The organism is Lutibacter sp. B1, assembly GCF_012524075.1.
In the GTDB taxonomy this organism is placed as follows: domain Bacteria; phylum Bacteroidota; class Bacteroidia; order Flavobacteriales; family Flavobacteriaceae; genus Lutibacter.
This window is the reverse complement of record NZ_JAAZUI010000003.1, coordinates 138357-160255: the sequence shown is the minus strand read 5'-3', so window position 1 is coordinate 160255 and position 21899 is coordinate 138357. Positions and strand designations below refer to the sequence as shown.

General features: G+C 30.3%; 23 protein-coding genes. 17 read left to right on the top strand and 6 right to left on the bottom strand.

The window, feature by feature from the left end; all coding sequences use genetic code 11:
* Nucleotides 1-54: 54 nt before the first annotated feature.
* The 11 genes from HGB55_RS03035 to HGB55_RS02985 all read left to right on the top strand — a co-directional run bounded on the left by HGB55_RS03035 (nucleotide 55) and on the right by HGB55_RS02985 (nucleotide 11406).
* Complete coding sequence (locus HGB55_RS03035) at nucleotides 55-1185, top strand: PepSY domain-containing protein (RefSeq protein WP_168814539.1); 1131 nt, start codon at nucleotides 55-57, stop codon at nucleotides 1183-1185.
* Between the two features lie 139 nt (nucleotides 1186-1324).
* Entirely contained in the window at nucleotides 1325-1936 is a 612-nt protein-coding gene (locus tag HGB55_RS03030; RefSeq protein ID WP_168814537.1) for a TetR/AcrR family transcriptional regulator, read from the top strand.
* A 4-nt stretch (nucleotides 1937-1940) separates the two neighbouring features.
* The gene (locus tag HGB55_RS03025; RefSeq protein WP_168814535.1) at nucleotides 1941-3200 is read left to right on the top strand and encodes a TolC family protein; all 1260 of its coding nucleotides are present in this window, start codon (nucleotides 1941-1943) and stop codon (nucleotides 3198-3200) included.
* 105 nt (nucleotides 3201-3305) lie between these two features.
* Nucleotides 3306-4223, top strand: coding sequence for an HlyD family secretion protein (locus HGB55_RS03020; protein ID WP_168814533.1), 918 nt, complete (start codon nucleotides 3306-3308; stop codon nucleotides 4221-4223).
* Nucleotides 4224-4371: 148 nt separating this feature from the next.
* A complete protein-coding gene (locus HGB55_RS03015) occupies nucleotides 4372-5274 on the top strand; it encodes an ABC transporter ATP-binding protein (protein WP_168814531.1) in 903 nt (300 codons plus the stop codon).
* 6 nt (nucleotides 5275-5280) lie between these two features.
* Nucleotides 5281-6054, top strand: coding sequence for an ABC transporter ATP-binding protein (locus HGB55_RS03010; protein WP_168814529.1), 774 nt, complete (start codon nucleotides 5281-5283; stop codon nucleotides 6052-6054).
* Nucleotides 6055-6157: 103 nt separating this feature from the next.
* Entirely contained in the window at nucleotides 6158-7264 is a 1107-nt protein-coding gene (locus HGB55_RS03005; RefSeq protein WP_168814527.1) for an ABC transporter permease, read from the top strand.
* The gene (locus HGB55_RS03000) at nucleotides 7264-8385 is read left to right on the top strand and encodes an ABC transporter permease (protein WP_168814525.1); all 1122 of its coding nucleotides are present in this window, start codon (nucleotides 7264-7266) and stop codon (nucleotides 8383-8385) included. The genes HGB55_RS03005 and HGB55_RS03000 overlap by 1 nt, the downstream gene beginning before the upstream one ends.
* A 75-nt stretch (nucleotides 8386-8460) precedes the next feature.
* Nucleotides 8461-9675, top strand: a complete 1215-nt coding sequence (locus tag HGB55_RS02995) for an aminotransferase class V-fold PLP-dependent enzyme (RefSeq protein WP_168814523.1) — start codon at nucleotides 8461-8463, stop codon at nucleotides 9673-9675.
* A gap of 176 nt (nucleotides 9676-9851) precedes the next feature.
* Entirely contained in the window at nucleotides 9852-10913 is a 1062-nt protein-coding gene (locus tag HGB55_RS02990; RefSeq protein WP_168814521.1) for a zinc metalloprotease, read from the top strand.
* A 79-nt stretch (nucleotides 10914-10992) separates the two neighbouring features.
* Nucleotides 10993-11406: a hypothetical protein gene (locus tag HGB55_RS02985; RefSeq protein WP_168814519.1), complete on the top strand. Its 414-nt coding sequence runs from the start codon at nucleotides 10993-10995 to the stop codon at nucleotides 11404-11406.
* Here the strand turns inward: HGB55_RS02985 and rnhA are convergent.
* Complete coding sequence (gene rnhA, locus HGB55_RS02980; RefSeq protein WP_168814517.1) at nucleotides 11395-11883, bottom strand: ribonuclease HI; 489 nt, start codon at nucleotides 11881-11883, stop codon at nucleotides 11395-11397. The two genes, HGB55_RS02985 and rnhA, sit on opposite strands and share 12 nt — an antisense overlap.
* On the bottom strand, nucleotides 11870-12445 hold the full coding sequence (gene purN / locus HGB55_RS02975; RefSeq protein WP_168814515.1) for a phosphoribosylglycinamide formyltransferase: 576 nt from the start codon (nucleotides 12443-12445) through the stop codon (nucleotides 11870-11872). The genes rnhA and purN overlap by 14 nt, the downstream gene beginning before the upstream one ends.
* A 172-nt stretch (nucleotides 12446-12617) precedes the next feature.
* On the opposite strand from purN, the gene HGB55_RS02970 reads away from it, so the two are divergent.
* From HGB55_RS02970 to pyk, 5 genes are all read left to right on the top strand, one after another.
* On the top strand, nucleotides 12618-12854 hold the full coding sequence (locus tag HGB55_RS02970) for an acyl carrier protein (RefSeq protein ID WP_068209181.1): 237 nt from the start codon (nucleotides 12618-12620) through the stop codon (nucleotides 12852-12854).
* 7 nt (nucleotides 12855-12861) lie between these two features.
* Nucleotides 12862-14112, top strand: coding sequence for a beta-ketoacyl-ACP synthase II (gene fabF / locus HGB55_RS02965; RefSeq protein WP_168814513.1), 1251 nt, complete (start codon nucleotides 12862-12864; stop codon nucleotides 14110-14112).
* Between the two features lie 15 nt (nucleotides 14113-14127).
* Nucleotides 14128-14868: a ribonuclease III gene (gene rnc, locus HGB55_RS02960; protein WP_168814511.1), complete on the top strand. Its 741-nt coding sequence runs from the start codon at nucleotides 14128-14130 to the stop codon at nucleotides 14866-14868.
* Nucleotides 14869-14956: 88 nt separating this feature from the next.
* Entirely contained in the window at nucleotides 14957-15415 is a 459-nt protein-coding gene (locus HGB55_RS02955) for an IPExxxVDY family protein (RefSeq protein ID WP_168814509.1), read from the top strand.
* Between the two features lie 2 nt (nucleotides 15416-15417).
* Complete coding sequence (gene pyk / locus HGB55_RS02950) at nucleotides 15418-16863, top strand: pyruvate kinase (RefSeq protein WP_168814507.1); 1446 nt, start codon at nucleotides 15418-15420, stop codon at nucleotides 16861-16863.
* Here the strand turns inward: pyk and HGB55_RS02945 are convergent.
* The 4 genes from HGB55_RS02945 to HGB55_RS02930 form a co-directional block, all read right to left on the bottom strand.
* A complete protein-coding gene (locus HGB55_RS02945) occupies nucleotides 16860-17963 on the bottom strand; it encodes a DUF2891 domain-containing protein (RefSeq protein WP_168814505.1) in 1104 nt (367 codons plus the stop codon). The genes pyk and HGB55_RS02945 overlap by 4 nt on opposite strands.
* 2 nt (nucleotides 17964-17965) lie before the next feature.
* The gene (locus HGB55_RS02940; RefSeq protein WP_168814503.1) at nucleotides 17966-20275 is read right to left on the bottom strand and encodes a M28 family peptidase; all 2310 of its coding nucleotides are present in this window, start codon (nucleotides 20273-20275) and stop codon (nucleotides 17966-17968) included.
* A gap of 96 nt (nucleotides 20276-20371) precedes the next feature.
* Nucleotides 20372-20719: a hypothetical protein gene (locus HGB55_RS02935; protein ID WP_168814501.1), complete on the bottom strand. Its 348-nt coding sequence runs from the start codon at nucleotides 20717-20719 to the stop codon at nucleotides 20372-20374.
* A 17-nt stretch (nucleotides 20720-20736) separates the two neighbouring features.
* A complete protein-coding gene (locus HGB55_RS02930) occupies nucleotides 20737-21294 on the bottom strand; it encodes an HNH endonuclease (protein ID WP_168814499.1) in 558 nt (185 codons plus the stop codon).
* Nucleotides 21295-21473: 179 nt separating this feature from the next.
* Between HGB55_RS02930 and HGB55_RS02925 the strand changes: the two genes are divergently transcribed.
* Entirely contained in the window at nucleotides 21474-21809 is a 336-nt protein-coding gene (locus tag HGB55_RS02925) for a single-stranded DNA-binding protein (protein ID WP_168814497.1), read from the top strand.
* Nucleotides 21810-21899 lie beyond the last annotated feature (90 nt).

Here is a 21899-nt window from a genome sequence, read left to right as displayed (position 1 = left end):
TTATATTTGGGTGCAGTTTTTAAAACTGCACCTTTCATTAACAAAATAACAGTTATGGCTAAAAAAATTAATTACAGTTTAAGAAATTTTATTAATGATATTCATTTATGGCTAGGCTTAGCAAGTGGTATCATTCTATTTTTAGTATGCTTAAGCGGAACTGTTTTAGCATTTGAACATGAAATAAAAGATTTTTTTAGCGATAAAATTACTGTAGAACAGCCTTCAAAAGAAATTGATATAGATATAGATAAACTTGTAACTTCATTAAAAACATCAGAAAAAGGATTTGTAACAGGCGTAACTATACCAAGTAAAAATAATCAACCTTATGAATTTCAAGTAAAAAAAGACATTAAAGAAAGAAGAGGCTCTATTTTTTTAATGAATCCTTACACACAAGAAATTGTAAAACCCAAAACAACTGCTGCTGATAATTTTATGCTTACCATGTTTAAATTACATCGTTGGTTATTATTGGATTTAAAAGTGGGCAGACCCATAGTAGGTGTTGCTACCATCATCTTTTTAATCTTAGCCATTTCAGGTATAATTTTGTGGTTTCCTAAAAAATTAAAATGGAAAAATTTTAAACATGGCTTAAAAATTAAAACCAATGCTAACTGGAAACGAATAAACCACGATCTACACAATACTTTAGGTTTTTATGCTTGTATTTTTATTGTGATTATGGGCTTAACAGGTCTTGCTTGGTCTTTTGACAGTTATAGAGAAGGTATGGGAAAAATTTTAGGAAGTCCTTTATTTGGTAAAAGAGACGCTCCTTTTGAAATTGTAAAAAAAGATAGTATTTCCAAAATTTCTTTAAATGAAGCCATAAAAATAACAAACGAAGAGTTAAATTATAATGGTAAACTTTCTGTTACTTTTCCAACCGCTAAAAATGCAGTGTACCAATTTAGAAAATACAATAGTAAAAGTTGGTCACCTGAAACTGCCGATAAATTAACAGTTGACATTTATGGAAATATGCTAAAAAAGGAAATTTTTAGTAAAAAACCTTTAAACGAACAAATTGCAACGCTTGTAAAACCATTGCATACAGGTTCTATATTTGGAACATTTTCAAAAACAATCTATTTTTTAGCGTGTTTAATAGCTACCAGCTTACCTATTACCGGCACAATTATTTGGTTAAATAAATTAAAAAAGAAAAAGGTATAGCCTAAATTTAGTATTCTTATTTATAACAATCTGTTCTTCATTTATTTGCAGAGCACATTTTTTAATTTATACTTATTTTGAAAGTTTCGTAAAATATTTTAGATTTGTTAACCAAATGGTTAAACCAAATAGTTAAATTATGGCTAAAGAAAAAGATGTAACTACTGAAACTGAAATTTTAAATGCCGCCAAGCGTGTTTTTCAACAAAAAGGAATGGATGGTGCTCGAATGCAGGAAATTGCAGATGAAGCCGGTATAAATAAAGCTTTGCTTCACTACTATTTTAGGAGTAAACAATTACTTTTTGAAGCTGTATTTAAAAGCTTATTTTTCGTATTAGCACCTGAAATAAATAAGATTTTAAATGATGACTCCTCTATTTTTGACAAAATCAAAAATTTTACAAACAATTATATTTCATTTGTAATTAAGCACCCTTTTTTGCCTAATTTTATCATCCAAGAATTAAATAGAAATCCCGAATTTATAACCAAACTAATTACAAATCAATATTTTCCCAATATTGAAAATTTTAAGAATACGGTAAAAAAAGAAATAAATGAAGGCATTATTAAACCCATAAAACCGGAACAATTATTTATTAATGTATTAGCTTTAAATATCTTCCCTTTTGTGTCTAAACCTATATTAAAAGAGTTTTTAAAATTAAATGACAAACAATATCATCAACTGTTGGAAGATCGTAAAACAGAAGTGGCAGATTTTATAATTAATTCGATAAAAATTTAAAATAATGAGAAATTTAGCTAAAATTATACTTATACTTATCTCATTTAATTCGTTAGCTCAAGAAAATTTGAATTTAAAGGATTGTTATAATTTGGTTACAAAAAACTATCCTTTGGCTAAGCAAAGTCAGTTATACGAAAAACAGAATTTATTGGATATAGAAGTTATTAAAACCGAAAAATTACCTCAATTCGATTTTTCGGCTCAAGCAACTTACCAATCTGATATTACGCAAATGCCTGTTAAAATTCCCAATATTAGCATAGAACCTCCCAATAAAGATCAGTATAAAGCAACAATTTCTGTAAATCAGTTAATTTACGATGGCGGTATGGTAAATGCTTCTACACACGTAAAATCTGACGAGTTAAAAACGCAACAAAAACAAGTTGAAGTAACTTTATATCAATTAAAAAAACGTGTAAATCAACTCTATTTTTCCATATTGCTTATACAAGAAAAAAAGAACTTACTAACTGCTAAAAAAAATCAGTTGAACTCAAAATTAGAAGAAGTTAAAGCCGGAATTAAATATGGTGCTTTATTACCTGCGTCAGACAAAGTTTTAGAAGCTGAGCTTTTAAAAATAGCACAGCAATTTTTTGAGCTTGATTTAAACAAAACCAATTTAATTGAAACACTTTCTAACCTTATTGGAGAACCAATTTCAAAATCAGCAACATTAGAAACTCCAACTATTTTAACCAACTTAACTACCGAAATAAAAAGACCTGAATTAGAATTGTTTCAATTACAAAAAGATTATTTGGAAACTTCAGAAAAATTAATTTCAAAACAAAACAATCCAAAACTATTGGGTTTTGCAACTGGTGGTTACGGGAATCCCGGATTAAATATGCTAGACAATTCTTTTCAAACCTATTATCATTTAGGCATTAAACTAAATTGGAATGTTTTTGACTGGAATGCAAACAAAAAACAACGAGAATCATTATTGATTAATAAAGATATTATTGATACTGAAACCGCTGCTTTTAAATTAAATACAACTATTGAATTAACACAACAAGAAACTGATATTTTAAGAATTTCAGAACTAATAGAATCTGATAAATCAATAATCGAGTTGAGAAAAGAGATTTTAAAATCAGCCGAATCTCAATTAAAAAATGGTGTTATAACCTCATCAGCATATATTACTGAATTAACCAATTTATATGAAGATGAAAACAATTTAAGTACTCATAAAATTGAGCTGTTACTGGCAAAATCAAACTATAATTTAACACAAGGAATCCCCTAACCCCAAAGGGGAAATATTCCTTATTTAAGTAGAAAGTATAAATAAGGAGCAACATTATCTCAAAACAAATTACCCAATATCAAAAAAAAACTTAAACAAATTCATATGAAAATTATAAAAATACTAACAGGAGTAATTGTGATAACCGGCTTCTTTTTTTCTTGCAAAAGCAACAGCGATAAAGCAGATGGTTATGGTAATTTTGAAGCTACTGAAATTACAGTTTCATCGGAAAGTAACGGAAAACTTATGCAGTTTACAGTAGAAGAAGGGCAAACCTTAAAACAAGGAGAATTTGTAGGATATATAGATACTATTCCACTTACGTTAAAAAAGGAACAATTGGAAGTTTCTAAAAATGTAATATCATCTAAATCAAAAGGTGTTTTATCTCAAATAAGTGTGCTAAATGCCAAATTAAAAACCGCTACTATTTCAAAAAATAGAATTGAGAACCTTATAAAAGAAAACGCAGGAACTCAAAAACAGTTAGATGATGTTAATGGCGAAATTGATGTAATTAAACAACAAATAAGAAGTGTAGAAATTCAAAATTCACCAACAATTAATGAATTAAAAAATATTGATGTACAAATAAATCAAATTGAAGATCAGCTTCAAAAAAGCAACATTATAAATCCGATTAACGGAACTGTTTTGGTAAAATATGCCGAGCCCAATGAAATCACATCGTTTGGAAAACCTCTTTATAAAATTGCAGATTTAAGCACTATGCAACTACGAGTTTTTATAAGCGAAACACAACTTTCATCTATAAAAATTGGCGAAAAAGTTACTGTTAAAATTGATTCGGGTGCTGCCATGAAAAGTTACGAAGGAATAATTACGTGGATTGCTTCTGAAGCTGAATTTACTCCTAAAATAATTCAAACTAAAGAAGAACGTGTAAACTTGGTATATGCCGTAAAAGTTGATGTTAAAAACGACGGAAGTCTTAAAATTGGAATGCCTGCCGAAATGTGGGTACAATCCCCGCCCCTTTCCAAAGAAAAGGGAGAATAAATTATTTTAAAAAATGAGAAGATTAAAATTTTTGAACATCGTCAACCTGAACTTGTTTCAGGTTCTCACAATAATTAGCAATCAATATATTGGGATTCTGAACCAAGTTCAGAATGACGAAATTTAACTTCATTTGCAATCGAACAAAATGGGAATTAAAGCACAAAATATCAGCAAATCATTTAAAAATGTGACTGCATTAAAAAATATTTCTTTTGACGTAAAAGAAGGAGAATTATTTGGATTGATTGGTCCTGATGGTGCAGGAAAATCGACTCTTTTCCGAATTTTAACCACACTTCTTTTTGCTGATAAAGGAAATGCTACTGTTGCAGGTTTTGATGTTGTTGAAGATTATAAAAACATCAGAAAAAATGTGGGTTATATGCCCGGCAGGTTTTCATTATATCAAGATTTAACGGTTGAAGAAAATTTAGAGTTTTATGCTACCATTTTTGGAACTACTATTGAAGAAAATTACGATTTAATTAAAGAAATATACATTCAAATTGAACCTTTTAAAAAACGTAGAGCCGGAAAATTATCGGGTGGAATGAAGCAAAAACTGGCATTATCATGCGCTTTAATTCACAAACCAAAAGTGTTGTTTTTAGACGAACCCACAACGGGCGTTGATCCGGTTTCTCGTAAAGAATTTTGGGAAATGCTAAAACGTCTTCAACAAAAAGGCATCACTATTTTGGTCTCTACACCTTATATGGATGAAGCTGAATTGTGCGATAGAATTGCTTTGATTCAACATGGCAAAATAATGCAAATAGACACGCCTCAAGAAATTATCAATCATTATCCTAAAAATATCTATAACATTTCAGCAGAAAACATGCACAATCTTATAGAATGTTTGAATGAATATGAGCATAATTACAGCGTATATCCTTTTGGTGAAAATGTACATTATACCGATAAAAGAGATCTTTTTAATTCACAAGAATTATATGATTTCTTGCAAAGTAAAAACTTAAAAGATGTAGAAATTAATAATACAATACCTACCATAGAAGATGTTTTTATGGAATTAACCAAATAACTTTAGATGGAAAGCCAAAACGTAATACAAGTTCAATCTCTTACCAAAAAATTTGGTGATTTTACTGCTGTTGATGCTATTTCTTTTGAAGTAAAAAAAGGTGAAATTTTTGGGTTTTTAGGTGCAAACGGTGCAGGAAAAACCACCGCAATGAAAATGTTAATCGGGATTTCTATGCCAACATCTGGCGAAGCTATAGTTGCAGGTTTCGATGTTTATAAAAACAGAGACAATATTAAAAGAAATATTGGCTATATGAGCCAGAAATTTGCTCTGTATGATGATTTAACAGTAAAAGAGAATATCACTTTTTTTGGAGGAATTTACGGTTTAAAAAAAAATCAAATAAAAGAAAAAACAACACAACTGATAAATGATTTAGCATTACAAGAAGTTGCCAATAAATTAGTAGGCTCTTTGCCTTTAGGCTGGAAACAAAAAATAGCATTCTCCGTTGCATTATTACACAATCCTAAAATAGTTTTTTTAGATGAACCAACCGGTGGTGTTGACCCAATTACCCGACGTCAGTTTTGGGAAATGATATACCAAACTGCCAATACCGGAACAACCATTTTTGTTACCACACACTATATGGATGAAGCAGAATATTGCAATAGAGTTTCTATAATGGTAAACGGCAAAATTGAAGCGTTAGACACGCCTAAAAAACTAAAAGAAAAATATAACGCAACCAATATGAATGATGTGTTTTTAAAACTGGCAAGAAGTCCATCCCTAACCCTTCCCAAAGGGAACGGAACTCATACTGAAAATTAATCATGAAGAAAAAAATGAAATGCCATGGCAAAATTTTGGAAAACAAAAGTAATCTGTAACTAATAAAAAAAACCTCTCCCTTTGGGAGAGTTAGAGAGGGCTAATGAAACGATTTATAGGCTTTATAAAAAAGGAATTTTATCATATAATAAGAGATAAACGCTCATTGTTTATTCTTTTAGGTATGCCTATAGTTCAAATAATTTTATTTGGTTTTGCCATTACCAACGAAATTAATAATGTTGATATTGCTATTTTAGACCATTCAAAAGATGTAACTACTCAAGAAATTATCAATAAAATAGCTTCTTCAAAATACTTCAGCATAAAAGAATACATTGCTAATGAAACTGAAATTGAACGTTCATTTAAAAAAGGAAAAATTAAAGCCGTTTTAATTTTTGAAAAAGATTTTAGTAAAAAATTAACTAAAGAAAACAATGCCTCCATTCAAATAATTACAGATGCCAGCGATCCAAATACAGCAAATACCATAAGTAATTATATAAATTCAATTTTGCGAAATTACCAACAACAAATTAATAAAAACATTCATTTAGCTTATCAAATAAATCCAAACACCAAAATGATTTTCAATCCTGAGCTCAAAAGCGTTTTTATGTTTGTTCCAGGTGTTATGACCATTATTTTAATGTTAGTTTCTGCAATGATGACATCAATTTCCATCAGTCGTGAAAAAGAATTTGGAACTATGGAAGTGTTATTGGTTTCACCATTAAAACCTTTTCAGGTAATTATAGGGAAGGTTGTTCCATATATTCTTCTATCTATTTTTAATGCAACTGTAATTGTTTTATTGAGTATTTTGGTTTTTGAAATGCCTATTGAAGGGAGCTTACTTTTTTTAGTTGCTGAAAACATTTTATTTATTATTACATCGCTTTCATTAGGAATTTTAATTTCAACTGTATCGGAAAATCAACAAAAAGCTATGATGATTTCCTTGGTAACCTTAATGCTGCCAACTATTATTTTATCAGGATTTATTTTCCCCATTTCAAGTATGCCTTGGATTTTACAAGCAATAACCAATATTATCCCGGCTAAATGGTTTGTTATTATTTTAAAGGGAATTATGTTAAAAGGTGTTGGTATATCCTACTTATGGAAAGAAACGTTGATTTTAATTGGTATGACACTATTTTTTATTATGCTGAGTATTAAAAAGTATAAAATAAGATTAGAATAATGAAAATAATAGGATACATAATTCAAAAAGAATTCAAGCAAATCTTTAGAAATAAAGGAATGCTTCCAATCATTTTTGCCGTGCCTTTAATTCAGTTAATTATACTTTCTAATGCAGCAACATTTGAAATTAAAAACATTAAATTTTCATATATTGATTCCGATAATACTTCGTTCTCAAGAGCATTAGTTGATAAGTTTGATGCTTCCAAGTATTTTAATTTAGTTGCCAGATTTCCATCAACAAAAGAAGCAAATTCTGCCATGCTTAATGGAGATGTTGATGTAATTTTAGAAATTCCAAAATATTTTGAAAAGACTCTGTTAAAACATAAAAAAACAGATTTAGGCGTTACAATTGACGCCATAAACGGATCGGCCGCCGGAGTAGAAAATGTGTATATAACTGAAATTGTACAAAACTTCAATAAAAATGCAAGAGTTGAGTTAATGCAACCTTCAGATGTAATAAATATGCCTAAAAATATAACAACCATTACTTCTTTTTGGTATAACGAAACTTTAAATTACAAAACCTACATGGTTCCCGGTATTTTGGTTTTATTGGTTACACTTATTACGCTTTTTTTATCAGGAATGAATATTGTTCGTGAAAAGGAAATTGGAACATTAGAGCAAATAAACGTTACACCTATAAAAAAATATCAATTTATTATCGGAAAACTTTTCCCTTTTTGGATGATTGGATTGGTGTTACTAACTATAGGTTTGATTATTGCAAAATTGATTTTTAACATTCCAATAGTGGGCAGTTTAGGGTTAATGTATTTTTATACTTCGGTGTATCTTTTAGTAATTTTAGGAATAGGATTGTTTATTTCAAATTTTACGGATACTCAACAACAAGCCATGTTTATTGCGTGGTTTTTTATGGTTGTTTTCTTATTAATGAGCGGACTCTTTACTCCTGTTGAAAGTATGCCAACTTGGGCTCAATACATTACTGAATTTAATCCCATTAAATACTTTGTACAAGTTATGCGTATGGTAATGTTAAAAGGAGCCAGTTTTTCTGATATTTTTCCACAATTTATAAAAACCCTTGGATATGCTGTTATTATGAACGGACTGGCAGTGTGGAGTTATAAAAAGATAAATTAAAAAGATTTTTACAAGAAACAATATCAATTTTGTAGTTTTGTAACTTTGTATTTAGAATCATTCTAAAAAGTGAAAATGATAGATATCAATAAAGTTCGTGCCGATTTTCCAATACTTACACAAACCGTAAACGGAAAACCATTAGTGTATTTAGATAATGCTGCAACAAGCCAAAAACCTCAGGTTGTTATTGACAGTATTGTTAACTATTACTCAACTTTAAATGCAAATATTCATAGAGGTGTTCACACTCTTAGTCAAAAAGCTACTGATGCGTACGAACAAGCTCGCATAAAATTGCAACATCATTTTAATGCAAAAAAGAACTATGAAATCATTTTAACCGCAGGTACTACTCACAGTATAAATATTGTTGCAACAGGTTTTACTTCCTTATTACAAAAGGATGATGAAATTATTGTTTCGGCAATGGAACACCATTCTAATATTGTTCCTTGGCAAATGCTATGTGAACGAACCGGAGCTATTTTAAAAGTAATTCCTATGAATGATGAAGGGGAATTATTGATGGATGCGTACAACAAAATACTTTCGAACAAAACTAAATTGGTTTTTGTAAATCATGTTTCCAACGCTTTAGGAACTATCAATCCTATCAAACAAATTATAGACAAAGCTCATGCAGTTAATGCTGCTGTTTTAATTGATGGTGCGCAGGCTTGTCCACATATTAAACCTGATGTTCAGGAATTAAATGTAGACTTTTATGTAGCATCTGCACATAAACTATGTGGACCAACAGGAGTTGGAATTTTATACGGAAAAGAGGAATGGTTAAATAAATTACCTCCTTACCAAGGTGGTGGTGAAATGATTAAGCAAGTAACTTTTGAAAAAACAACGTATGCCGATTTACCTCATAAATTTGAAGCAGGCACACCAAACATAGCAGGAGTTATTGCTTTTGGAACCGCCATTGATTATTTAAACAATTTAGGATTTGACAATATCTCTGCCTACGAAACAGAATTATTAAACTACGCCACAAAAAAACTGTTGCAAATTGAAGGCTTAAGGATATACGGAACTGCTAAAGAAAAAACATCTGTTCTTTCATTCAATATTGGCAACATTCATCCATACGACATTGGTTCAATAATAGACAAACTGGGTATTGCCGTTAGAACCGGTCATCACTGCGCCCAACCTATCATGGATTTTTATAAAATTCCGGGTACAGTTAGAGCCTCTTTTTCATTCTACAATACATTTGAAGAAATTGACTTATTGTACGAAGCTTTACTTAAAGCAAAAATGATGCTTTCATAATAGAAAAATATCAACTGAGAAAAGAATAATAAAAACATTTATATAGTTTACATATTACAATGTTTTTTCTTTTTTTTTACACAATTAATTGCTTTTTAACTTTTTTTTAATAAATTCGGCGGGCTTAGTAAAAAGATTTAACCCCAATTATTAACCAAAATTTATTTAAACAATTTATGAAAAAACTAATTTTTACTTTTGCTGCTGTGGCATTAACAGTAGTGGCATGTCAGAATAATTCTGATGAAGTAATTCCAAATCAAGAAGCTGTAAACATAGACATGAGCGATTTTTATGTGTATACTTATGATGACCTATCTTCAAAAGCATCAGAAGGAGCTAAAAATGATAAATGTTACAGTATGAAAGTTTTGAACAGACAACTAAAAGAAAATCCCGGGTTGGAAAATAGAATGTTTGCCATTGAAAAACATACCAGAACTTTTATTTCTGCAAAAAAACCTAGCGGAACTCCCGGAGGTGGAGGAACAACTCCTGACCCAACTACAGATCCTGTATATACAGGTACTATTACTATTCCTGTTATTGTAAATATTCTTGAAGACGCTGCTCACCCGGTAACACAAGCACATATTGATTCTCAAATAGCTATTTTAAATGAAGATTTTAACAATAACAATTCTAATACAAGTAGTGTTCCTGCAGAATTTGCTGATTTAGTTGCCAATGCTGATATTACTTTTACACTTGCAGGAGTTAACAGAAAAACATCTACAAAAACTACTTGGGGAACAAGCGACGCTATGAAATACTCAAGCGAAGGAGGAATTGACGCTACTGACCCAACAACTTATTTAAACCTTTGGGTTTGTGAAATAGGTGGTGGAATATTAGGTTATGCACAGTTCCCGGGAGGAACTTTAGTTACCGATGGTGTTGTTATTGGTTCTGATTATTTTGGTAAAAATGCGGCTGGTGGTGTATACGGACACGGTAGAACTGCAACTCATGAGATTGGTCACTGGTTAAATTTACGTCACATATGGGGTGATGGTAGATGCCGTCAAGATGATTTTGTTGATGACACCCCAACATCAGATAGTGCAAACTATGGTTGCCCAACTTATCCAACTGTGAAATGTAAAACAAACGACATGACTATGAACTACATGGACTATGTTTATGACGATTGTATGTATATGTTCACAATTGGTCAAAATGATAGAATGAGAGCTCTATTCGCTTCTGGAGGAGCAAGAGAAAGCTTTATAAATTAAACACATCATATCTCTAAAATCAAAAAAAGGAGCAAATTGCTCCTTTTTTTAATATCTTTAAATATCTAAAACACTTTAAATGAAACTTTATAGTACAATTTTAATAGTATTCATCATTTCTATTTCATGTAAAAGCCAGGAAAATAGTACAAAAACTGAATTAAGCTATGTTGCACAAACAAGAGGTTATCATTTAACCATAAATTTAAAAGAAAACACATTAGAAATTTCTGAAAATAACAATATCTCAAAAAAAGTTTTAACTAATAAAAAGCTTGCAGAGCTACAAAAAATAATTTCAGAAATTGATTTTTCCAAATTGAAAAACAATCTTTCAGCAGAAAATGTTGCCGTAGACAAAGCAATTCCTGCAAATTTCAAACTAAAACTTAATGAAGCCGATTATAATTTTGAATTTGAGCACAATAACTTACCTAAAGGAATAGAAAATCTAATAAATACCTTACAAGAATTTGTCTTATTAAAAGAGTAATTTTTCTCCATTATTACCGTAACCTACATCATCTTTTAAATTCTCTTTTTTAGCTGCTTCAACAGCCAAAAAGTCACAACGTTCATTCTGCTGATGATTATTATGCCCTTTTACCCATTTAAAAACTGTATTTTTAGGATTGTAGACTTTCAGGAATCTTTTCCATAAGTCAGGATTTTTAACATCTTTGAATTGTTTTTTTTGCCACCCTAACAACCACTTTTTCTCCACTGCATCAACAACATATTTGGAATCGGAAAAAATAGTAATTTTTACATCAGATGTTTTCATTTTTTCTAGCGCAACAATAACCGCTAACAATTCCATCCTGTTATTTGTAGTTCTTTTAAACCCTTCTGAAAACTCTTTTTTATAAGGTTTACCAACCCACTCCATTACAATACCATAACCTCCGGGACCTGGGTTTCCACTACAAGCACCATCAGTAAAAATATGTACCTCACTAGTTTTTGTCATTCTCTAAAATAACTTTTTCAATAATTTTAGGAAAATATTCATATTCTAATTTATGAACTTTATTTGCAACATCATTAGGAGTATCTTCAGGTATAATTTTTACACTTTTCTGAAAAATAATTGCTCCTTCGTCATAATTTTCATTAACATAGTGTATTGTTATACCGCTTTCTTTTTCTTTATTTTTTACAACTTCGTTATGCACATGCACACCATACATACCTTTTCCTCCATATTTTGGCAATAAAGCAGGGTGAATATTAATAATTTTATTAGGAAAAGCTTCTATAATTTTCGCTGGTATTTTCCATAAAAACCCGGCTAAAATAATATAATCGGCATTATTTTTTAAAATATCCAACACTTCATTTGAATTAACAAAAGCATTTTTATCAAAACTTAAATTACTCACTTTTAACCTTTTAGCCCTATCCAATACTTTGGCATCTTTCTTGTTAGAAAGCACCTGAACAACAGAAATCGATTTGTGATTATTAAAATACTTTATAATGTTTTCGGCATTTGTGCCAGAACCAGAAGCAAGTATAATTATACGTTTCATATCTATAATGTTGTTTAGCAAATAAAATAAATTATTAACAACTTTTACTGGCTAAATAAAAAAACTTTGTATAATTTTAAGTATTAGAATTCATCTTTTATCAATTAAACGATTTTGTTTTAAATAAAGTTTTATATTTTTGCCCAGTAATTAAATTTAAAATTAAAGAATTATGTCAGACATTGCATCAAGAGTAAAAGCCATTATCGTAGATAAGTTAGGCGTTGACGAAAATGAAGTAACAACAGAAGCAAGCTTCACTAACGACTTAGGAGCAGACTCACTTGATACTGTTGAATTAATCATGGAATTTGAAAAAGAATTTGATATTCAAATCCCAGATGATCAAGCTGAAAACATCGGTACTGTAGGTCAAGCAATTAGCTATATAGAAGAAGCAAAAAAGTAATTTTTATATGGAGATCAAACGAGTTGTTATAACTGGACTTGGTGCATTAACGCCAATAGGTAATAATATCGAGCAATATTGGAACGGCCTCATTAACGGTGTTAGCGGGGCAGCTCCAATTACATATTTTGATGCAACCAAGTTCAAAACTCGTTTTGCCTGTGAACTGAAAAACTTTGATGTCACTCAATATATTGACAGAAAAGAAGCTCGAAAGATGGATAGATTTACTCAGTATGCTATGGTATCTACTGATGAAGCTATTATCGATTCAAAATTAGATTTAGAAAAAATTGATAAAGATAGAGTTGGTGTTATTTGGGGTGCCGGTATTGGTGGCTTAGAAACCTTTCAAAATGAGGTTTTGAATTTTGCTTCCGGTGATGGTACACCAAGATTTAACCCTTTCTTTATTCCAAAAATGATTGCAGATATTGCACCAGGCCAAATCTCAATCAAATATGGATTTAGAGGTCCAAACTTCGCTACTGTTTCAGCTTGCGCATCTTCAGCAAACGCACTAATTGACGCATTAAATTACATTCGATTAGGATATGCTGATGTTATGATATCAGGAGGTTCCGAAGCTGCTGTTACAATGGCAGGTATGGGAGGTTTTAACTCCTTACAAGCACTTTCTACAAGAAATGATGACCCTGCAACTGCTTCTCGCCCTTTTGATAAAGACAGAGAAGGTTTTGTTTTGGGAGAAGGTTCGGGAACACTTATACTAGAAGAATATGAATACGCAAAAGCACGAGGAGCCAAAATTTACGCTGAAATAAGCGGTGGAGGTTTATCTGCCGATGCATTCCATATTACCGCTCCACATCCTGATGGTTTAGGAGCTAAAAGTGTAATGATAAACTGCTTAAAAGATGCCGGTTTAAAACCTGAAGATGTTGATGCTATTAATATGCATGGTACAGCTACTCCTTTGGGTGATATTGCCGAATCAAAAGCAATTGTTGATGTTTTTGGAGATCATGCTTACAAACTAAACATTAATTCAACCAAGTCAATGACGGGTCACTTATTAGGTGCTGCAGGAGCTGTAGAAGCTATTGCTTCAATACTAGCAATTAAAAATGGAATAGTACCTCCTACAATAAATCATTTTACCGATGATGATCAAATTGACAGTAAATTAAACTTTACGTTTAACAAAGCACAAAAACGTAATGTAAATGTTGCTATGAGCAACACATTTGGCTTTGGAGGACACAATGCTTGTGTTCTTTTTAAAAAACTTGACTAACAACAACAAAACTGAATGAACTTCATTCGAAAAATTATTGAAACTCGCTCAAAAGAAGACGAGGTATTTTTTGTTGATTTAAAAAAGATTATAGGTTTTACCCCTAAAAATATTGAACTTTACAAAAAGGCTTTTATTCATCGTTCAATAAAAGCTGTAGATAAAACTACAGGACATCCTGTTAATTTTGAACGTTTAGAATTTTTAGGAGATGCTATGCTTAGTGCAGTTATAGCTTCCTATTTATTCCAAGAAGTTCCTTCCGGAGATGAAGGATATCTTACTCAAATGCGTTCTAAAATAGTTAGTAGAGAACATTTGAATGAATTAGGAAGAGATTTAGACTTATTACGCTTTGTAAAAAGCAGTATTTCAAGATCAAAATTTGGTGAAAATATTCATGGAAACGTTTTTGAAGCGTTAATTGGGGCTATTTATTTAGATAGAGGCTATAATTATTGTAAAAAATTTATAAATAAACGCGTAATAGTACCTTATATAGATGTTCCAAAATTAGAAGGTAAAATAACAAGCTATAAAAGCTTATTTATTGAATGGTGCCAAAAACAGAAAAAAGATTTTCTTTATGACGTTTATGAAGACACCGGAAATGATGAAGTAATGCATTTTAGTGTTAAATTATATTTAGAAGGTAAAATAATAGCTAAAGGAAGAGCAACTTCAAAGAAAAAAGCTGAAGAAACAGCTTCTAAAAGAGCATATTACGCTTTCCAAAATGAAATGTCGAACTCTTAAAATGAATTTTACGAATACGCTTTCGTAAAATAATTAGTTACTATAATTAAACAATGGTACTTTTGCAATATCAATATTCATTTTTTATATGCAACTATTAACACTTGATTTAGAAGATGATTATTCATTAATAGGTATTCACTCAACTGAAGAAGATTACAGGTTGGCATATCTAATAAACAAGCATTTAAAAACTAAATTTGTAAGGTTTAAACATCATTTAGATTTTAAAGATTCAAATGCAGAATTCCCAATGTTTGAGTATAAAGATGATATTAATTTTATTAATTATTATTTAATAAATAACAAGGATATACAACTTGAAAACGATAAAAATAATGAAGGGTTATTTGGAGGTAATTATAGCACAACCTATTATTTAATACCGGAAAAAAAGAAAGTTGATTTTTTTTTAAAAATTGAAGGTTGTAACAGCCAAAGTTTCAGCATAAAATTAGTTGAAAATTTAAATAAAATTAACCAAATAATAACTTCATACTCAATTGAACCAAGTATATTAAAATCAAAAAATAATCTAATTTTTTAACAATGGCAAAAAACAGAAAACGCACCAAAATAGTTGCAACCCTTGGCCCTGCTTGCGGCACTAAGGAAATTATTGAAAACATGATGGAAGCTGGTGTAAATGTATTCAGAGTTAATTTTTCACACGCAGAATATGCTGATGTTGAAGAAAGAATAAAAATAATTAGAGAAATTAATAAAAGACGTGAATTTAATGTTGCTGTTTTAGCCGATTTACAAGGTCCTAAATTACGTGTAGGCGTAATGGCTGAAAACGTAAACTTAAAAATAGACGATACTTTTACCTTTACTACTGAAAAATGCGAAGGAACTGCCGAAAAAGCTTATATGACCTACCAAAACTTCCCAAAAGATGTTGAAGTTGGTGAGCAAATTTTAGTTGATGACGGTAAACTTTTATTTGAAGTTACTGCAACCGATAGAGATAAAAATGTTACAACAAAAGTATTACGTGGTGGTAAATTAAAATCTAAAAAAGGTGTAAACTTACCTAACACAAAAATATCTTTACCTGCACTTACCGAAAAAGACAAAAAAGATGTTTTATTTGCTATTGAAATGGAAGTTGATTGGATTGCATTATCTTTTGTAAGAACTCCTGAGGATTTAATACATCTTAAAGAAATAATTAAAGAGCATTCAGCATATAAAATTCCTATAATTGCAAAAATTGAAAAACCTGAAGCTGTTGCTAATATTGACAAATTAACACCTTATTGCGATGGTTTGATGGTGGCTCGTGGAGATTTAGGAGTTGAAGTACCGATGGAAAAAGTTCCGTTAATTCAAAAACGTTTAGTGTTAAAAGCTAAAAAAGCACATATTCCTGTAATAATTGCAACGCAAATGATGGAAACAATGATTACAAATCAAGTTCCTACAAGAGCAGAAGTAAATGATGTTGCAAACTCTATTATGGATGGCGCAGATGCCGTTATGCTTTCAGGTGAGACATCGGTTGGAGAATTTCCATTAGAGGTAATTAAGCAAATGCGTAAAATTATTGAAAGCGTTGAAAATTCACCTTTAATATCAGTACCTGAAGAATATGTACAATGTATTAACGAACGTTTTATATCTAAAACCATTTGTCATCAAGCTGCACTTATGGCTAATTCTATAGACGCAGAAGTAATTACAACATTAACCGACTCTGGTTTTACAGCTTTCCATATATCATCATGGAGACCAAAATCAAATATTTTGGTATTTTCTTCAAACAGAAGAATTTTAGCCATGCTAAATTTATTGTGGGGAGTTAAAGGTGTATTTTACGATCGCTTTGTTAGTACCGATCAAACTATTGAAGACATCAATAATCTGGCGCACAAACGCGGTTACTTAAACGAAGGTGAGTACGCTATTAACATTACTTCTATGCCTGTTAAAAAGAGAGGTATGGCCAATACCATTCGCATAACCGAATTTAAAACCCCTATTAAAAGTTAATTACTTTTTAGTATAGCATATAAAGCAAAAGAAGCTAGCCAATGAGCTCCGGCATATTCACCGGAGTCCATTTTTGTATAACTATAATTAAAATGCTCATTTGCCAAATTGAGCATTTTTTTATTGTTTAACTCTTTTCCTATTTCATACAAACACCAAGCTCTACTAAAATTTAAACCATCTAAATGAGCCAACTTACCATCAGACCTGTCAGTTACCTCAGCAACTTTTAAATACGCTGTAGGATTGGTTCTGAAATTTGGCAAAAAATCATCTAACCAAATTTCAAATTCATCTTTTGGAAGCACTTTTAACATTAATGAAGCTTCTTGTAAACAAGGTGATATAAAATCGAAACCTCCGGGTTCCCAAGTTATTGGGCATCCTTTATCGTTTAAATAATATTCTTTAGCTTTTTGCGTAATTATACTATCTAGTTTAGGTGAATATTTTTTTGCGTAATCTAACGCAAAAGACATTCCGAAAGCTGTATTTGGGTGCTCACCAACTCTAATAGGATACTTTAATTTAGGTAAAAATTCGGCATATTTGTTTTCAATCAATTCAACCAAAGGTTTCAAGTTTGTATATAATTCTTTTGCATTATCATTATCCCAATCCTGTAAAGTTTCTGCAATTTTTAATAACCAAGCCCAACCATACGTTCTTTCAAAATTCTTATTATGAATATCATCAAAATAGTCAACTTCCTTTAAAATATGTTCTTTCGTTATATTTTTTTTAAGTTTTTGCCAAATTTCTTCTTTAAGCTCAAAATTAGGTTGATGTTTTATAATATTTAACAGTGCCCAATGCCCATGAACTGAAGAATGCCAATCGAAACAGCCGTAAAAAGCAGGATGCAGTTCTGAAGGTTCTTTTAAATATGTGCTATCACCTAAAACCTGTCCTAATTTATTGGGATATTCTTTATCAATGCATTCGTATGCAAAATGATACAAATACGTTGCACTTTTAGCATTTAATTCAGGTTTTGGATATGTTATATCTTCTGATAAATATTTTGATTTTTGTTGATCTTTATTTTGGTTACAAGCAACTGCCAAACTTAAAATAATTAATAACGTTAAATTTCTCATTTTTAAAATTGAATATTGGTTTTTACAACCGTTGCATCGTTTAAAACAAAAGGCATTGGCAACATTTCCTCTGTACGAGGTAGAATATCAAACTGAGGATTAGTAAACAAATCGTACTTAGCTTCTAAAATATCTAAATCAAATTGTTGACCTTCATCAACAATCATTTCTATATCAATTATCTCATTCTTAGTTAAATAATAGGTCAAAACTGTTCCTTTATCAATTGTAAGCACATACGGATTACTCCATTTACGTTTTAAATCTTCATCGTTAACTTTAAAAGACTTAAATCTGATTGGGATTTTAGATAATATTTCAATTTTATTGGCATTTCTTTCAGAAATAATACTCAAACAAACTTTTCTGTTTTTATTAATTACAGTATCGGAAAGTACTTGAATCAACGGCTTTTTTAAATCTTTAATCTCAGCTTTTGTATGCCATTTTATTTTGGTTTTATATTTACTGGCGGTCGTATTTTCATCGTAACTTCCTTCAGTAGGTTTTTCACCTAAAAATTGTTTGGTAAATTGATCTAACTTTAAATTATAGGTTCCCCAATATGCTTCCTTTTTATTTGTATCAAGCACATATAAAATACTGTTTGGTTTCATCCTGTCTTTTGAATAAGAAGACGTGAATGACGCTGAAATAAGCGCTATTAATCCAATTAAACTAAAAAGTTTGATTAACTGTTTGTTGTTAGAATAGTTGTAAAAAACAGGTGTTAAAACTCCAAATAACAACACTGTAAACACGCTGCTTATTGCTAACATTTTTAATCCTAACCCAACAGGTAACATTTTTACCAAAGGAGCAAAAATTACCAATACCGGAATTGTTAAAATAGTAAATAATAAGGTGTTATTTTCTTTATCAGAAAATAGTAGAACGGCCAAAATTATCAATAAAACAATAACAGGAAGTATAAAAAACCCTGCACCTTTTAAATAAAAAGCAATAAATCCATTCAGTATAATCCAACCTAGCAATGGTGCAATAAGTAAATCTTGATTTGTTCTTTTTTGAAAAAAACTTTTATAAAACCAAAAACATATAGCAATTGTTAACGATACAAATGCTATAATATAAATATAACCATTATAGGTAAATCCTTGTAAAATATCGTTGTACTGCGGATAAATTTTAAGCAATAGTTTCCATCCAAAATAAGCCGTTACACCCGAAATTACAATAGAAAGTATAAAAGGAATAAAGCCTTTTACAATTCCTTTAACCCTTAATTTTCTTTTTGTAAATCCACTAAAAATTAAACCTAAAAATGCAAAAACACACACTATAAAAATAGGTGTAACCCAAGAGAACGGATAAAAAACCATTCCGAAATACGGAAAATTAAAATAAACAAAATCATCCTGAGCTTTTAAATTATCCAAATTATTGAATGCAAAATAGTTTAGTGTTGCTGTTAAATAAGATGCTTGATGTTTTAAAGTGCTTATATCCAATCGCTGATAAGAATCTTGTGCTGTATGATAATCAAAATGATCATCAATAAAAGCAAAATTAATACCATCAATATCAGCATCTTCTCTAAACACAGTCAAATCAGTATCATTTGGCAGCATTTTATAAATGCTATACATTAAAGAATTTGCAACCGGATAGGGTGTTTTTGCTTGTTGAAATGCTTCAATTAAATTTTTATTTCCTCCATTAGTTTCTAGCAACATGTAACTTGGACCTCCGCTTCCTCTAGCTTCAAAATTAAGTACTAACCCAACATCTTTTACCCAAGGATGATGGTTTACAAAAGCATTCGCTCCCAATAAACCAAGCTCTTCAGCATCCGTAATACAAATAATAACATCGTTTTTTGGTTGTTTATTTTGAGTAAGAAAAGCTCTTACACCTTCTAAAATTGTTACAACTCCACTTCCTGCATCACTTGCGCCAAGTGAAGAATGCGGATTGGAATCGTAATGTGAAAGTAACAGTAGTGCTTTCCCTTCTTCAGTTCCTTTAATTCGAGCTAAAATATTTACTGTGTTTGTAGCGGCTTTCCATTTTTTATTTATGGCTGTTTGCTCTTGAATTTCAACTTTTAGTCCTAAAGCCTCTAATTGAGAAACTATGTAGTTTTTAACCACACCTAATTCTTCTGAACCTGTATAATGAGGCTTTTTTGAAATTTCTTTTAAATGACGCAATGCATTATTAATAGAAAACTCTGCAGAAGTTGCGGTTTCTTCTATTTTTTCAGAAGGCATTAACGAATAAAAACTATAATAAACTGCTCCTACAATTAAGAGTAGTGAAATAATACGACGGTATTTTTTTGAAGCCATAAACTAAAAAATTGAGTACTTCTAAATTAATTTATTTTTTAGAAACTCGTTATTTTTAGCAAAAAACTTTAAACTTAATTACTAAATATCAAATAATTAATCTTTTTTTATGAGCAAAAAATAGTCGTTTTCTATAGGCAAATATCCTTGATCGTAAACATAAAAATAGGTATTCCCCGCTTTTGTGGTATAAATAGAAGTAATAAAATCGAAGTCGAAATTATCATCCAAAAGTTTTTTTCTGGTCACCTTTGTTTTTCCCAAAGTATTTAGTTCAGAAAGAATACGATGATTTTTTCGAAGCCTGTTATTAATGTTTCTAATTAGGTTTTTACTTTCTTTGTTAATCTTATTATTATAAGTGTTTCTACAATAATCAGAGCAAAATTTTTTGTCAATACGACCATTAAGCGGTTCGCCGCATTCTAAGCAATTTTTTTTCATTTAAATTTTTAATCTTTTTATCCGTCAATTTTTACATGACCCCAGTTTTCACCAGATTTTATACGGTATAATTGCATTTCAGATATTCCAAATTGCTTAGCAATTAAACGCATTCTGGTTCTTCTGTTAGGGTCGAATATTTTTCTTTTTATCATTCTAACTCTACCTTCTGTGAGTTTTGAATATTTAATTTCTCCTTTTCGTTTAATTAACTCAGGATTTTTAGTGTGATGTTGCTTAAGTTCTTCTTTATTTGCCCATTTTAGATTAGAAGCTTCATTATTTGTTTTATCAAAATCTAAATGAATTACAAATTTTTGATCTTCTCTTTTTTTTAAATAAATGTTTGCAACAGCCCTATGAACATAACTGGATGAAGTTCTACTCTTTCCTTTTTTTCGAATCCAAAAAGAAGGATAGCCTCCTACTAATGATGTTTTAGATAGCTGCCATTCATCTTCAGTTACTTTTTTTCTTTTTATTCTTCCGTAGTTGGATATTAAATACTCGTCTTCATCACTCCAACTTTCCATTTTGTATGGTGTCCATACCTCATTTCTATAATTAACTATCATAATTTTAGGTTTTTTTAGTAAAGTAGTACTACAAATATACAAAATATCCGTTTACAAACGACTACAAACATTTACTATCGAAAGTAAATGTATTTAAACCGAATATCATTTTTAAAACATAAGATATTTGCCCTGTTGAATTGAACGAATGATATTCAACATAATTTAAACCTTATCTTATGAGTACGTTAAGAAACAAAGTACAGTTAATTGGAAACTTAGGAAACAACCCGGAAATTATCACTTTAGATTCAGGAAAAAAATTAGCGAAATTCTCTATCGCTACAAATGAATCTTATAAAAATGCACAAGGAGAAAAAGTAACTGATACGCAATGGCACAATGTAGTAGCGTGGAATAAAACTGCTGAAATTGTTGAACAATATTTAGAAAAAGGAAGAGAAATAGCTATTGAAGGGAAATTAACTTCAAGAAGTTATGAAGATAAAAATGGTGAAAAACGCTATATAACTGAAGTTGTTGTAAATGAGCTTCTACTACTTGGAGGTAAGTAATTGGGAAGTTTGCTTTGAAAAAGAGAAAAACCGTCAATTGGCGGTTTTTTGTTTTGAAAACTCCTATTGTTATAGTGCAACTAAGAATCT